At 42.2% G+C, this 14,636-nt stretch carries 7 protein-coding genes; all 7 read right to left on the bottom strand.

The window, feature by feature from the left end:
* Positions 1–20 precede the first annotated feature (20 nt).
* On the bottom strand, positions 21–3,626 hold the full coding sequence (locus DUL71_RS24885) for a BamA/TamA family outer membrane protein (RefSeq protein ID WP_114940586.1): 3,606 nt from the start codon (positions 3,624–3,626) through the stop codon (positions 21–23).
* Positions 3,627–3,675: 49 nt separating this feature from the next.
* Positions 3,676–4,572, bottom strand: a complete 897-nt coding sequence (locus DUL71_RS24880) for an SdiA-regulated domain-containing protein (protein ID WP_114940585.1) — start codon at positions 4,570–4,572, stop codon at positions 3,676–3,678.
* Positions 4,559–6,604 carry a polyphosphate kinase 1 gene (gene ppk1, locus DUL71_RS24875; protein WP_114940584.1) on the bottom strand — a complete coding sequence of 682 codons (2,046 nt, stop codon included), beginning with the start codon at positions 6,602–6,604 and terminating at the stop codon, positions 4,559–4,561. The genes DUL71_RS24880 and ppk1 overlap by 14 nt, the downstream gene beginning before the upstream one ends.
* A gap of 37 nt (positions 6,605–6,641) precedes the next feature.
* Positions 6,642–7,877 (bottom strand): Pycsar system effector family protein, encoded by a 1,236-nt coding sequence (locus DUL71_RS24870; RefSeq protein WP_114940583.1) that lies wholly within the window; start codon positions 7,875–7,877, stop codon positions 6,642–6,644.
* 282 nt (positions 7,878–8,159) lie between these two features.
* Positions 8,160–10,721 carry a DUF3857 domain-containing protein gene (locus DUL71_RS24865; protein ID WP_114940582.1) on the bottom strand — a complete coding sequence of 854 codons (2,562 nt, stop codon included), beginning with the start codon at positions 10,719–10,721 and terminating at the stop codon, positions 8,160–8,162.
* Between the two features lie 215 nt (positions 10,722–10,936).
* Positions 10,937–11,296, bottom strand: a complete 360-nt coding sequence (locus DUL71_RS24860) for an endonuclease domain-containing protein (protein ID WP_114940581.1) — start codon at positions 11,294–11,296, stop codon at positions 10,937–10,939.
* A 189-nt stretch (positions 11,297–11,485) separates the two neighbouring features.
* A complete protein-coding gene (locus DUL71_RS24855; RefSeq protein WP_114940580.1) occupies positions 11,486–14,506 on the bottom strand; it encodes a glycosyltransferase family 117 protein in 3,021 nt (1,006 codons plus the stop codon).
* Positions 14,507–14,636 lie beyond the last annotated feature (130 nt).

Genomic DNA, 14,636 nt, shown 5'->3' with positions numbered 1-14,636 from the left:
AAAATTTCAATTTACCCTTATTAAAATCTGAAACTGGTTGAAAGATAAGGGTACCATCCTTCTTCAGAGTAAGCGGCAATTATTTTAATAACTGCCAGCCTTGCAGGCGCTACATAAAAACCGGCGCCCGTACCGTTGTGCCATTTATCCGAGCTTTGCCCGTTTTCCCAAACGCGGCCTATATCGTAAAAACCGATAACACCTATCTGTCCGGGAACAATATAGCTGGCAAAATCCGTTAGCTTAATACGCAGTTCCAGGTTATTATAAAAACTATGCTGACCAGCAAACCTGTACAACCTGTAGCCCAATAAATTATCCTGCCCACCCAAAAACAACGACTGGTAAAAGGAGGTTTTGCCAATGGTAATACCACCGCCTACCCTATCTGCCAAAACAATACTGCTTTTAGCGTTCAGGCTCTTGTATAAAGCAACCTGGGGTATCAACTGAGCAAAACTTGTGGAGTTATTATTTAAACCTTTAAACTCCTGAAGTTTGATATTTATAAAGCTTCCCCAGGCCGGAAGTATCTTATTATTACGCTTATCGTTGGTAAAGTCAACAACTATGCCAGCGTGCAATTTTGTTTTATCAAAGGTATAACTGTCAGGCGCGTTTGTCAGTAACGGATATGTAATAAATCGACCTGTATTGTCATCGATATTTAAATTATAGTACTGAAACGCAGGGCCTACCGTTAACGAGGTCCCCGATTCGTTACGCCACCTGAAAGCTGGGCTAAACGTTAAGTTGGTAAAGCGTGTGCGGTGGTATTTACGGTAGTCACCAACCTTGATAAACTGTGTTTCGTTGCCGCGGCCAAAAAAGTTTATATTATCCGGATAATCAAACTGACCGTTCATTAAAAAGTCGGCGTTACCAAAAGCGTGGATCCACTCGCCGCTGTAACTAATTTTGAAGGCCTTTGTGCTGAACGAGTGGCTTGCAAAAACGGTCTGCACATCATTATAAGGTAGCTTTTGAAAACCCTCTTGGTGGGTATATTTAAAACCGGCGCCAAGCAATACACCCTCATCCGGATTGTAAGAGATATTGGCCAGTGGCGCTATCACGTTCATCAGGTTAACGCGCAAGTATGAAGTGTTAGCGCTATCCTTACTGATATGCTTGTTAACCTTTGATTCATCACCGGTGATGGTAAGCTTTTTTCCCCTGTCATACAGTTGCACCGTATTAAGGGAGTTTACGATATTATAGTTTTTGGTACCTGTGCTATCAATAAACCTCAACTTAATTGGCGATGTGGAATTATCAAGCACCACCTTATCATCGCCACCACTTACGTAAATGCGGAGCTCTTTGGTAATATCGGGGTGATAATTCTGGTTCATAAGGGTATCTTTAACCTCGCCGCTTTTGTTGATCTTGTTAATCACCACGTTCAGGCTGCCGTTAGGCTGATCCTTTACGGTTACCAGTTCGTTTTTATTAGAGGTATGGATATCAACTATCTTATTGATGAACTTGTAATAGTATTCCATTTCGGCCGGGATGTTAGCGCGACGCTCTTTCAATTGCTTCAGCAATACATCATGCCTCAGTTTATACGATGATTCTGGCAAACGCCTCAAACCCGCCTCCAGCACCTCATCAGTTTCGGCAGCGACAAAATCATTTACAATTTTTGTCCACTGTTCATGACTGTACTGAACAGATGGCCACCTTTGCATGAACATAGTTTTCCATAACGAATATTTGACGCTGTAAATCTCGCCGCTAAAGCCCTGCAAGTTAGGCGCTATCCATGGTTGGGCAGCTATTGTTGGCAACACACCCTGATTGGTATAAAATACCTGGTCGCGGTCGCGCGGAACAGCGGTGTAAAACTTGCCTTTACCTTTGTCCTCGTCACGCCAGCGCCATTGATCTCCGTGCCTGTCCCAATCGCCAATGAGTAGGTCGAGCAGGCGGGCGCGTAAAAATTCATCCCCGTCTACCGTGTTATCGTTATCCTCCAACATTTTGCCAATCATTTTTACGGTATTATCAGATTTACCGCCCGGTTCGCGCTCTTCAAGCAAACAAACCTTGTTTGCAAAAATATTAGCGTACTGCCCCAAAACCGGATCAGGCGATACCACACCGATCATTGGGTTGGCATGCGGCACCCGGGCTGCTGTAGCCAGCGGAGGTACAATCAATGCGGAGAACGGATGTTGCGCACTCATGGCATCGTTAACCCAATCTTTAGCAAAGGTTTCCTGGAATTCATCGGGCAGAATCTTTTCCGGTTGCTTCTCCACACTGCGTAACACCCATTCTTTACCGTCTTTATCAATTAAACGTAATGAGTGTGTCTGAAAGCCACCACCAATGCTTTCGGCTTTTAAGCCGCCATGGACTTCTGACAGCCGGATCACCGGCAACTTTGTTTCGGCGGCCCATTCCTTACGATAATTTTCGCCAAACCAACGGCGGTGAAAATTGCTTACGCTATCATATTTAGGATGAACCCTAACTACCATACTATCAGCCTTAATAGGCGTATGCAGTGTATCAGGAACGTTTTTTACCGATGTGTATGGCTGTGTGTAGGTAAACACCTGTTTAACACCCTGATCGCTATCGATGTAATAGGTAAATCGCATTCGCTTGTCTATCAGCATATCGGCAGTTACGTAGCCTTGCGTAGCATCAGCAAAAAGCGAGTATTTACCTTTAATGGCGTAAGTTTGCTTGGCTCCTGCCCCGCTTACTACCTGCACCTGTTTGCTTTTGATGAACTGCAGGCCATGTTCGTGCCCGGCCACATGGATCAGGTTTGGAAAACCGGCAAAAACGCCATCAACCTTTTTAATCATGTCTTTATATAAAGGATGACCCAGATCTTCCGGATTGGAGAATGTTGAACGTAAAAACGGATAAAGCGAGCCTATTACCGGTAATGGAACCCAAAGGTCTTTATTGGCTACGGTAAGCGGGAAGATATGATCTTTAAGCGAAAAATACCCGCCATGCGTACCATAACTCTGGAATGGGTGGTGCGAGGCCAGTATAATCACCTTATCTTTATTACGCTCAAATATCAGTTTGATCTTATCGGCAATATCATCCTTGGTTTTGCAATCGCATTCGGCACCCGGATTACTTTTACTGAAAGGATATAACCACCATTCGCTGTCAAAAACTATCACTGTAAGGTCATTGGTTAGGTTGATCTCTACCGGATCCGGGCAGCCATTTTCAGGTACCATCTTCAGCAGTTTATCACCCTGTTGATCCAGGTATTCCCATTGCCGTTTTATTTTAGCCAGGCCAAGCGGACCCATCTTATCCCAGTCATGATTACCGGGGATGAAATATACCGGTGCACCAGCTGCCCGCATAGGTTGATATTGCGATTGCAGGATCTTTTGGGTTTCAGCCTCTTCCGGACTGCCTGGTAAACCCATCCCTCGCGGATAAATATTATCGCCCAGATAAAATACCGAAGTTTTATTTTTAAGAACACTGGCCGCTGCATGTTTTAAAACGGCACTTTGCTGCATGTCCATTTCACCGGCATCACCAATCAGGATCATCCGGTATTGTACCGAATCCTGGGCTTTTACACCAAGAAAACTCAACAGTAAAACTAAAAACAGGGGTAACTTTTTAATCATAGGGTTTGGTTAGATGTATGTTGTTTAAATTTGCAAAGCTTTACAAAAACTATTTTATAAAGCCGAATTTCAAAATATTACCGGCGCTTACCTGGTCGCCTTCGTTTGAGATATACAGGTTACGCTGGTTATCAAATGCCATGCCTTCCGGTTGATTGAAGATAGTGACACTTAACGGATACACATTTTTCACTTTCCAGCTGGCATCCGTAACCACCAGCATTTTATTTACCGACGAAAGAATATACCACTCATTGGTAAATGTATTTTTTGCCATTGCCGAAGGGCGGAACGGCACCCGCTTTTTATCGGCCAGGCGTTCAATTTCCTTTACATCTATTACAAAAGTGCCGCTTTGTTTTAGTGTGCCATCAGGCTGCAATTTGAGGATGTATCCGCTGCTGCTTTTTGAAGTTTTCTCATCTGCGCAATGCTTGCAAAGTACATATATCTGGCCTGATTTTTCGTCGGCGCACATGGCTTCAAACTCACCTTCGGGAAGCTCTCCTTTAGTCTTTTGTACGTTGACCACCTGTTTAGTCCTCGCCTGGCTAAACGGGAATGTGAAAAACGTACCGTCGCTTTTAAGCATGATTACCTGTTCACGGCAGATGGCCACGTCTTCATAATCGCCGCTTTTGCCAAACTTGGTGTAATTGGCTTTTTTATCACCCAGTTTCAGGTTAAACAAAAAACCTTCTTCATCCTGCTCTGCATAAACCGAATCACTCTTTCCTTTGTAAAAAGCAAAGCCGGAAATCTCGGTAAGATCATCAGGCATTTTGTATTTGACGGGTTTATTCAAATCATACCCCGGCGGACTAACCGGAATTGCCTTCTCTTTATTTTTGCATGATATAGTCAAAAAAATAGTTGCAACGCAAAGCATGGCTATTGCAAAAACAGCGAGTTTAAGTTTAGCAGGTTGATTTTTAAACCCTGTCATATTTTTTTTGCTGTAAAAGTTCATAAATGGCCCGCTGTGATTGTACCTGCGGTTCAGTTCTATCAACCCTTATATTTTGCAATTGTTCATTTAAATTTACAGCCTGAACATTATCTGCCAGCTGAATATTTATCATATCGATCACCTCTTTCCTGATGCCCTCATCATAAACAGGGAAACACACTTCAATACGTCGATAAACGTTCCTGTTCATCCAGTCGGCCGAGCCCATGAATACCTCCTGGTTACCGCTGTTATGAAATATAAAAATACGCCCGTGTTCCAGGTAACGGTCAACAATACGCCTGATAGTAATGTTTTCGCTCATTCCCGGCACCCCGGGTATTAAACAGCAAATGCTGCGCACTATCATCCTGATTTTAACACCGGCTTGCGATGCTTCGTAAAGTTTGCCAATCAGTACCCGCTCTTCGAGATTGTTCAGCTTTATGGTGATTCCTGCCGGATTGCCTTTTCGGGCTTGCTCAATTTCCCTGTCAATCAGTTCAATAAACCTCGATTGCAAATTAAACTGGGCTACCAGCAGGTGCTTAAAATCAATCTCATACCCCTCGGCCGATTTGGCTTTTTTTCCAAGGTAAATGAACAGCAAGTCCATCTCGCGCAGCAATTGCGGATTAGCCGTCATCATGATATGGTCGGTATAAAAAGCGGCGGTACTTTCATTAAAGTTACCTGTGGCCAATAAACCCGCATATTTTGCCCGGCCATCAACCAGTCGTTTAACCAGACCTACTTTGGCATGTACCTTTATGGCCTTATCACTATAAATAATATTGGCGCCCGCAAGTTTTAACCTTTTGGCCCATTTGATATTATTCGCTTCATCAAAGCGGGCTTTCAGCTCCACTAATACCCTCACTTTTTTACCGCTTTCGGCAGCGCTGATGAGAGCATTTACGATCCGCGAATCACTGGCTACCCGGTAAAGGGTCACTGAGATCTCCTCGACACTTTCGTCGATGGCAGCCTCATTAAAAAAACGGAGAATAGCGTTGTACGACTGATAAGGCGCATGGAAAATGCAATCACCCTTGTCGATATAATCAAATATGGATTCATCCGCACTGATCTGCCTGTTTACCAAGGGAGGCCATTTAGTATATTTTAACGATGGAATGCTGACAGGCAAGCCCATTAAATCTTTCAGATTATGGTAAAAACCACCTTCAACAATGCTTGATCCCTGTACACCCAACTTGTCTTCAATCAAATGCAGCACCCTCAACGGGATGCCTGGCTGATGCAAAAAGCGTGTTGCCAAGCCCTGGTCGCGCTTTTGAAGTTGCCTTTCAATCTGCTCCTGAACATCGCCGTTATAGTCGTCGCTTAGTTCAAGCTCAGCATCGCGGGTTATTTTAAAACTATAGCAACCTTTTATTTCTTCTGTTTTGAAGATCTTATTAAGGTTATGCCGTACGATATCATCAAGAAAAAGAATGTACTGCCTGCCATCCTCATTAACACTGAAAAAACGCGGCAACTGGTTTGATGGAATATTGAGAATCACTGACCGCTCTTTTCCATTATCCAGCCCAAGGTTCACCAAAAAGTAAAGGCGATTATTTTCGGGAAAAAATTGTTTTTTACCGCCCACCAGGTCAACAGGCTTTAAAAAAGCAAGTACCTGGCTGTAAAAGTAATCGCTCACCCTATCGGCTATTGAAACCGGGATTGGTTCATTAAACAGCAGGTTTACATTATTTTCCTTTAGCAACGGAATAAGCCTGCCGGTAAAAACCTTACCGAAACGATTTTGCTGCCCCTCTACAAGTTCCTGGGCTTTATGCAAAACATCCTCAGTTTGTTCTGTTTTATTATGCAGGTTAAGCTTATGTAAGGCCATCACCACTGGCATACGCACGCGGTAAAACTCGTCGAGGTTAGATGAGAATATAGCAAGAAAATTTACCCTTTCCATTACAGGGAGTTCTTCGCTTTCGGCCTCCATCAATATGCGTTCATTGAAAAGCAACCAGCTCAGGTCCCTGTCGAAAAATGAGTATTCCATAGGTGTCGATTTTGTTTTTTGGCGATAGCGCGACCGCTTACAATAGTGATGATATGATGAACGCTACTACCGATACGATAAGCCCGAACATAAAGATATTGTACGATGCCCTGAGCAATCTGTATTTTTTGCCTAAAACAACGCCTTGTGAGTAATTGTCACGGATAAGACTACCGTAGAGGAATTCCCGGTCGTCCATCATTTTCTCCATACCATTGCTGTAATCATCGTACGACATACGGTAGAAATTACCGAAGAATAAAAGGTTCACTTTCTTATTATCAATATCCTCTTTGGTAAATAATCCCGGCGGAATTGACGGGCGGGTCGACAATATAGAGAAGATCATAGTAGCCAGGCTTACTGACAACAGCATGAAAGTTGGAATGAGCAAGTTAGAGTGCTCATCAAGCTTACGTAATACCAAACTGATTATAGCCGAAAGAATGATGGAGTTTACCGTGATCATGATATGAGCCTTATTATCGGCCATATCGCTCAATCGTTGATGATTACTTGAGCTGATCCTGAACATGGTTTCAATACCACGATCGGGCCTGTCGCTTTTGTGTTTTTTACCACCATGATCATCATCATGATCCTTATCTTTTTCCTGCGTAATGATAGTACCGCTGCCGGTATCGTTAGTATGCAGGTCGGGAGTTTCACGCACTTCAACATCGGCCTGTTTTTCTATCAGTTTTTGCAGGTTCTTTTGTTTTTGATCATTCAATAGCAAACGGCAGTAATCGGTATAATATTCATGTCCCTGCAAAAACTCGATGTTGTAATTACGCCATTCGTCTTTATCAATATCATGCTTTTTGATGGCCTCCATCTCTTTGCGCAACAATTTGTTCTTATCGCGAAAATCATCGGTACCCAGGTGAAACAAATCGGCATCACAAATAATTTGCTGCAACAAATTGGCTGGGCTTTGCGGCATTTTTGTGGCTATGATACAACCTTCAACTTTGTCAATAACGGGTTGCTCAATTTTATGCTGTTTCAGAAAATGCGTGGCTATCCCTACGCTTTTTGCTTCATGGTCTTTTTTATCAGTAAAATATCCTGTGTCGTGAAACCAGGCTGAAGAGATCACCACAAAAAAATCCTCATCGCTTAACTGATAATGGTTAGCTATTTGGGTGGCCGCTGCAACAACATCTTTGGTATGTCTCAGGTTATGGTAAATTAAGTCGGAATCGTGATGTACGTCAAAATAGGATATAACGTACTGCTTTACCTGTTCTAACAGCGGTTGAAATTTCATCGTAGTTTTTTGTTGTTAAAAGTAAATCAAATTTATTTTAAAAATGCCTATTTGCAGCCACGCACCGGGGAGAAACATTAATTTATCGGGCATTGTTTATACAAAAGGCAAGAAAATGTATGGTATTGCAATTGCAAACCATATGCCACACAACAACACCATTGAATATCAACAACTTGAATAACAACATACAAAATCATGTGGCGAAATATCGCTAATACCGATACTTTATCACGACGAAGTGAAACTCTCTTTTAAATAAACTTCCCTGATTAGTAGCATTTACGACGCTGATTCTTCTACCACGCCCGGCCCCTCATAACTATAGTTATATGGTGGATGAGGCACAATAAAGGTTTCATGCACACGCGACGACTTTTTAAAATAAGGGATCCATATAGCGGCCGTAACTATTGACCGCAAAAGCGGGTTAAGGGCTGTTTCCGCAAGTTTACTGCTGATATTCGCCGCCAAAATATAATCGGCCAGGAAAAACACGAAGGCAAAAGCAAAATAACCGGTAATGCAGGCGGGCAATATATCGCGCTTGTTTAACAGCAGCACAAGGCAAAAAACAGCATAAACCATTAATGTGATATTGCCTATTGCTTCTACAACAAGCAACACCCTGAAGTTAAGCTCATGCTTACTTCCATGATATATATTCCAGATATGATTACTAAAATAGTCCTGGCTAACCATATTTGAACCGGTGAGCAAAGCTGTGCCAGCTAAGCCTAAGGCAATAAATATTAACCATCCGCCTATCGGCACAAAGGTTGATCCGTAAGCGAAAACTATTCCCGGAGTTTCCCTTTGATAAAACCAAACTCCAAGTACAATAAGACCCACTGTTACTAAGAGCACCAACAAAACTAATGCGCTGTTGATTGTTGATGGCCTGGAGGTTCCAGGCGGAGTATAAGAAAAGCTGTAACCTAAACTTGTACTGTTAAGCTTTTTGATATCCGCTTTAAACTCATCGAGTTTATTTACCGGCACATTATCCTTCAAGAATGAAAGGCCATAATTAAGCAACAGCGTATCCCCTTTAGCTGTAAAATTGGATGCATAGCTATAATAATCGCGGCTTATGGCATCATGATCTTCATTAACATTCCAACCACCGGGCAAAACTACCTTGATGGTATAATGGGCATCATATGGATATGTTAAAGCTACCGGTGTTTTGGTGCGACCGGTTATAGAAGGAAACTGGTTATAAATAAAATTGGCGAAAAGATCGGCAGTTAGTTTACCGCTGGTTGAATCCTTTTTAAAGAAATCACCCACATTATAGGTTTCGATGGTAATAAGCTTATTCGCTTTCAAATCGTCTGTTACTACGATAGAATCTTTGGTTTCGATCTTACTATAGATCTTGGAATAATAATCGAGATAGCTTTTTTCGGTCTCGGCCATACCAGATGACTCCAGTTTGCCACGCATATAGTCGGCCTCATCGCCGGTATAGGTAGTCTTCACTGTAAACAATACAGGTGATTTCGCATCCTTTACCTTGTAAATGTCCTCGCCAATAACCTTACCACCTTTTGACGGGGGAATGGTGGTCAACGCGTTGCCTCCCTCTTTCAAAACCAATCCTTTACCGTAAAGCGGAAAGTAAATATCTGTACCTTCTCCTCCCTGGTTATCCATTGTGGCATCAACCCAAACCTGTTTCCCGTTTACATTGGCGGTTACAACGGCATGATTAAAAGCATAAGCTGTAGGAATATATTGCTCAACATGCTCATTCATATCGGTATTTACCAAAACCATAGCTGCATCAATCCCATCAGCCTTCAGCATAGATACCAGTAACAGCGATTTGTCTTTACAATCCCCGTAACGCTGTTTAAATACCTTCTCCGGATTGTTGGCTCGGTGCGAGTATTCGCCAATTTCGATACCCATGTAACGGACCTCCTGCTGTACAGTGCGCACTGCAGCCCGAAAGTATTTTGCCTTGTCGTCGCCCGCTTCCTTTTTTAATTTAGCTATCCGTTCGCCAAGCTCCCCTTTAATATTCAACGCCGGAGGATTGATACTTAATGCCCAGTTCACCACCTCGGCCCAGCTGGCAAATTCGCTCACCTGGATAAAACCGCGCTCATCATACCATGATGGCTCCCTGTCATCATCATGCGCCGGCGTCAGCTGAAAGCCCTCATACTGATAGCATTTTAAGCCATTAGCTTCGGTGATGGTTAGCTTAGGTACACTGTTAAAAGTTTTAAAATTCAGTTTCCGCCGCGACGATGCAATAATAGCAGTATAATGATGCGCAATTGGTGTATACCACTGCGCATATATATTTGAGCAAAACTTACCGTTCAGTATTGGGTTACGGCCAGTGAGCGTATATGAGTATTCGATACGGTCACCTTTGCGGATATCATCCAGGATACATAAGGCAGAAAAACTTCCCTGGTAAATAAAATTAGAAAGGTCCTGCTCGTCAGCTATTACTTTAAATGCCGAAGCCTTTAATCGGTTTAAAGGTTTACCATCGCGCCAAACGGTAATATCGTGAAAATCGAGCCGCTCATAAGCCGGATCAAAACTAACCGAAATTTGCGATGCGTTTTGGATTCCTGTTTCAGAAACTATGTTCCGGATAATATGATTGTAGTCGGCCTGTTTTTCAACCTGCACCTGCTCTTCAATAAGCTCGTAATAAAAGCCCCGCTCTATGGTGCGTGCAGACGGTTTCTGATTATATGGTTTCAACACACTTAACCAGGTTGGCCCGGCCGAAATATGTACTGAAGGTGCATCGCCAAAAGCAGCCCCGCTGCACCAAAACAACATCACCAAACAAAGGGAAAACGTAAAACGCATTTTAAAAGCTTTTGTATACCGGCTCTGAAAATAAAGAAAACTAAAATAACTTGATGTAACTATTTTAATATTTAACGTGGTATTTATATGGGTTACAGGAGGAATACCTGAGCGAAGAATTTACTCACCCCGGCGTTGCTTCGCTCGCCACCCCTCTCTACGCTTCGCGTAAAGAGGGGAAGATGAAAATTGGAGGATGAGTTTATTTCAAATGATTAACGAAGATGTTGTATGATCTTTAATAAAACATCATTAATGTTATTTTCTATTTCATCATTTTCAAAACGTAATATTTTTAAGCCCATGCCTGCTAACACTTTGTCACGATTTTCATCATATTGTTTTTTAATTAAAAGAATGCCACCGTCGGCTTCAATCACTAATCTTGCCTCATGGCAGTAAAAGTCCGGAATATAGTATAAGCTTTTTCCGAAATTAGTTTGTACACAAAGAGGGTGTTGGCGAAGAAACTTCTTATTTATCAATTTCCTATTTCTCAACTCTTGCCAAAGAAGTTTCTCCGCCCTCGTTTCTTGTTGTCTTAGTTCTCTGCAAAGTTTAATAATGTCGGCCATTTGATAAGGTGATAGGATGTTGTAAATATAACGAGTAAATTAAGAAACTAAGTTTTTCTATTCCCCCTCTTTACGCTTGCGTAGAGAGGGGTGACGAGCGTAGCGATGTCGGGGTGAGTAAACCCTCTTAAACCAACAAAGCCACCCCGAATCGGGATGGCTTTGCCAATAAAATATCTATGCAAACTATTATTGCCCGCCTAATACAGCGCGGAATTTAGTTTCATAGCCCTTTAACTGGTTTTCAAATTTGGTAGCAAGGGCAGTTTGATGGTTATCCTTGGTAAACTGTACCAAGCCATTCAGCACCTGCATACCTATCTGCACATCTCTACCGTTAATGCTGTTAATATCCTGTGTAAGCAGGTAAGCGTTGTAATCCAGCTGATCGGCAAGGTAATTATCAATATTGGTAGCCAGTTTGTTTCCTAATACTACATCATGAAGCTGATAAGCCAACTGGGTTAAGTACAACTTACGACCGGCAACATCTACATATGGATAAAGATCAGGAAGCTCGGCATCATATTTCTGAACAACTTTCAGGGCTTTATCATTTTTACCTTCCTGAACAAGGTTTTGAGCCAGATCAAGGAAAGTAGTTACCATTACCGGGTAAAACATCGAGGTTGATTCGTGGTCAAGATATTTGGCAGTTTTGAATTTGCCAAATTTAAACTTGTTCATTACGTTATCAAACATTACATCGGTATTGGTTTTGCTCAACTGATCATGTAAAGCGGTATCCGGTTTAAACGGAATCAGGTGGTAAGTAAAGCCCTCTTTATATAGGTATGGCTGCAAACCGATCAGGTTCTCATTACCAATGGTAGTAGTAAAGCAGATTGGGCGTTTCCAGTGGTTGTGCGCCAAAATATCAAACATGGCCAAATTCTCTTTGGTTACATAGTTTGATGTGTACTTCCATTCCATAGCAGGTGCAAGCTTATCTTTTTGATCAGCTTTTACAACGCCGTTAGCAATAACCTCATCCGGGTTAATGGTAAGCTTAAGATTTTTAGTTGGCAGATAATTGCCATAATCGCCGCTTTGATATTGTACCTGGGTAGCTTTATCGTCAGAGGTAATAAAATCAAACACTTCTTTGATCTCCTGGGAGCCAGGCAATTTCTGGTCGTTGAAATAAATAACATCCCTCACCCCTTCTTTGTACTTATCGTACGGCATGGTGATAGGCAACGGCTCCGAATCGTTCATTTTCTTTTGCATCTGGCGAATGTACCAGTCGCCGGTAAACAAGCTCAGGTTTACAATGCGTACATCCGGACGGATGCCTTCAACCTCCTGATCGTACCACAATGAGTAAGTATCATTATCGCCATAAGTAAACAGAATGGCATTTGGCGGGCATGAGATAAGGTAGTTGTAAGCCATATCATGCGGTGTCATTTTGGTTGAACGGTCATGATCTTTCCATTCTTTGGCAGCCAAAAGTACCGGGCAAATCAATAACCCAATTACTGTTGAACCAATAGCCGCGATTTTAGCATCGATATATTTGCGGGCAAATTCAGCTATGGCAATAACGCCAAGCCCTATCCATATAGCAAAGGCATAAAACGAACCTACGTAAGAGTAATCACGCTCACGCGGCTGAACAGATGCCTGGTTTACGTATAATACAATTGCCAAACCGGTAAAGAAAAATAACAAACCAACAATTAATGCATCCTTACTGCGGCGGTTAACATGGAAAAACAAACCTATTAAACCAATTATTAGCGGCAGGGCATATAACGGAGTATATGTAGTAGCCGCGGTTACTGATTTTGGCAAATGCTTGCTGCCGTCAAATAAACCGGTAGTCCAGTTACCGTCTATGCCCTCGGTGCTGGTTTGTCCGTCGGCATCATTATAACGGCCAACAAAGTTCCAGAAAAAGTAACGCCAGTACATCTGGTACATTTGCCAGCTAAACATCCATTTCAGGTTGTCGCCCATAGTTGGCGCCTGCCCTTCAGGGATACGAAGCCATTGCTTGTAAAACTGCACGTCGTTAGGGTCTGTGCTGTACATACGCGGTAAGGCGGTGGTATGGTCATAAACATAGTCGGTTTTACGGCCGGCGTTTTCATATTGGGTTTTACCTTTACGATAGATGATACTCCCCTGTTTTTGGTCGGTAACCTGGGAGTCATACATAGGACCGGTTAGTAAAGGAACTTCGCCGTACTGAATACGGTTAAGGTAGCCGTAAAGCGTAAAAGCGTTATCGGGGTGCGAGTTATTTAAATTGGTATTAGCGGTAGCGCGAATAGGAATATAAGCGAATGAACCGTAACCAAAATAAATAAATGCTACGCATAGCAATGCGAGGTTTAGCACAGGTTTCTTTTTGCGGATACTGTAGATAATACCTATTACCAATGCGACAACTATCAACAGGATAAAGAAGAAAGCACCACTGCCAAAACCCATCCCTAATGAGTTAACAAAAAACAGATCGAAATAAGCGGCAAATTTGATAGTATATCCCCTGATGCCGTATTGAACCAAACCTAAGATTACTATACCCACCAGGAAAGCAATTATTGCGTTACCGGTAGTAACTTTTTTGCTCCTGCGAAAATGATAAACCATTGCGATGGCAGGGATTGTCAATAAGTTAAGCAGGTGGATACCAATAGATAAACCAATAACATAAGCTATAAAAACAATCCACTTATCGGCACCTGGTTCATCAGCATGTTCGTCCCATTTAAGGATTGCCCAAAACACTATTGCAGTACATAGTGAAGATAAGGCGAATACAATGGTTTCAACAGCCGAAAACCAAAACGTATCGGTATAAGTGAAGCCTAATGCGCCAACAAGGCCTGCACCCATGATCACATATAGTTTATAGCCGTCAATAGCTTCATCGCGTTTTTCAACCATGAGTTTTTTGGCAAATGCGGTGATTGTCCAAAATAAAAACATGATGGTTGCGCCACTGGCCAAAGCCGAACCCATATTGGTAAAAAATGGCACCTTAGTATTATCACCAAATGACAACAGCGACAAAACTTTGCCTATCATGGCAAAAACCGGGTAACCAGGCTGGTGGGCTACCTGTAAACGGTAGGCACATGAAATAAATTCGCCGCAATCCCAAAAGCTTACAGATGGCTCTAATGTTAAAATATAGGTTATTGAGGCTATAACAAAACAAAGCCAACCTAACAGGTTATTGATTTTTTTGTACTGCATTTAATAATGTATCAATTGATTTAATAGCGCGGCAAATATCATGATTTTTATAACTTATTAAAAAAAAACACCTCCGCGTGACAAAATTTAACACTAATTAACTTTTTGAAGCATTGTAGTTAAGCAAAAT

The sequence above is a fragment of the Mucilaginibacter endophyticus genome (assembly GCF_003351025.1).
In the GTDB taxonomy this organism is placed as follows: domain Bacteria; phylum Bacteroidota; class Bacteroidia; order Sphingobacteriales; family Sphingobacteriaceae; genus Mucilaginibacter; species Mucilaginibacter endophyticus.
Note: the sequence above shows the minus strand (reverse complement) of the source record. Positions and strands in the feature narration are given on the sequence as shown.

Bases quoted from the DNA above. Each gene is read 5' to 3' on its own strand.
- DUL71_RS24870 (WP_114940583.1), bottom strand. From the start codon at position 7,877: ATGAAATTTCAACCGCTGTTAGAACAGGTAAAGCAGTACGTTATATCC.
- DUL71_RS24880 (WP_114940585.1), bottom strand. From the start codon at position 4,572: ATGACAGGGTTTAAAAATCAACCTGCTAAACTTAAACTCGCTGTTTTT.
- DUL71_RS24865 (WP_114940582.1), bottom strand. From the start codon at position 10,721: ATGCGTTTTACGTTTTCCCTTTGTTTGGTGATGTTGTTTTGGTGCAGC.
- DUL71_RS24860 (WP_114940581.1), bottom strand. From the start codon at position 11,296: ATGGCCGACATTATTAAACTTTGCAGAGAACTAAGACAACAAGAAACG.
- DUL71_RS24855 (WP_114940580.1), bottom strand. From the start codon at position 14,506: ATGCAGTACAAAAAAATCAATAACCTGTTAGGTTGGCTTTGTTTTGTT.
- DUL71_RS24885 (WP_114940586.1), bottom strand. From the start codon at position 3,626: ATGATTAAAAAGTTACCCCTGTTTTTAGTTTTACTGTTGAGTTTTCTT.
- ppk1 (WP_114940584.1), bottom strand. From the start codon at position 6,604: ATGGAATACTCATTTTTCGACAGGGACCTGAGCTGGTTGCTTTTCAAT.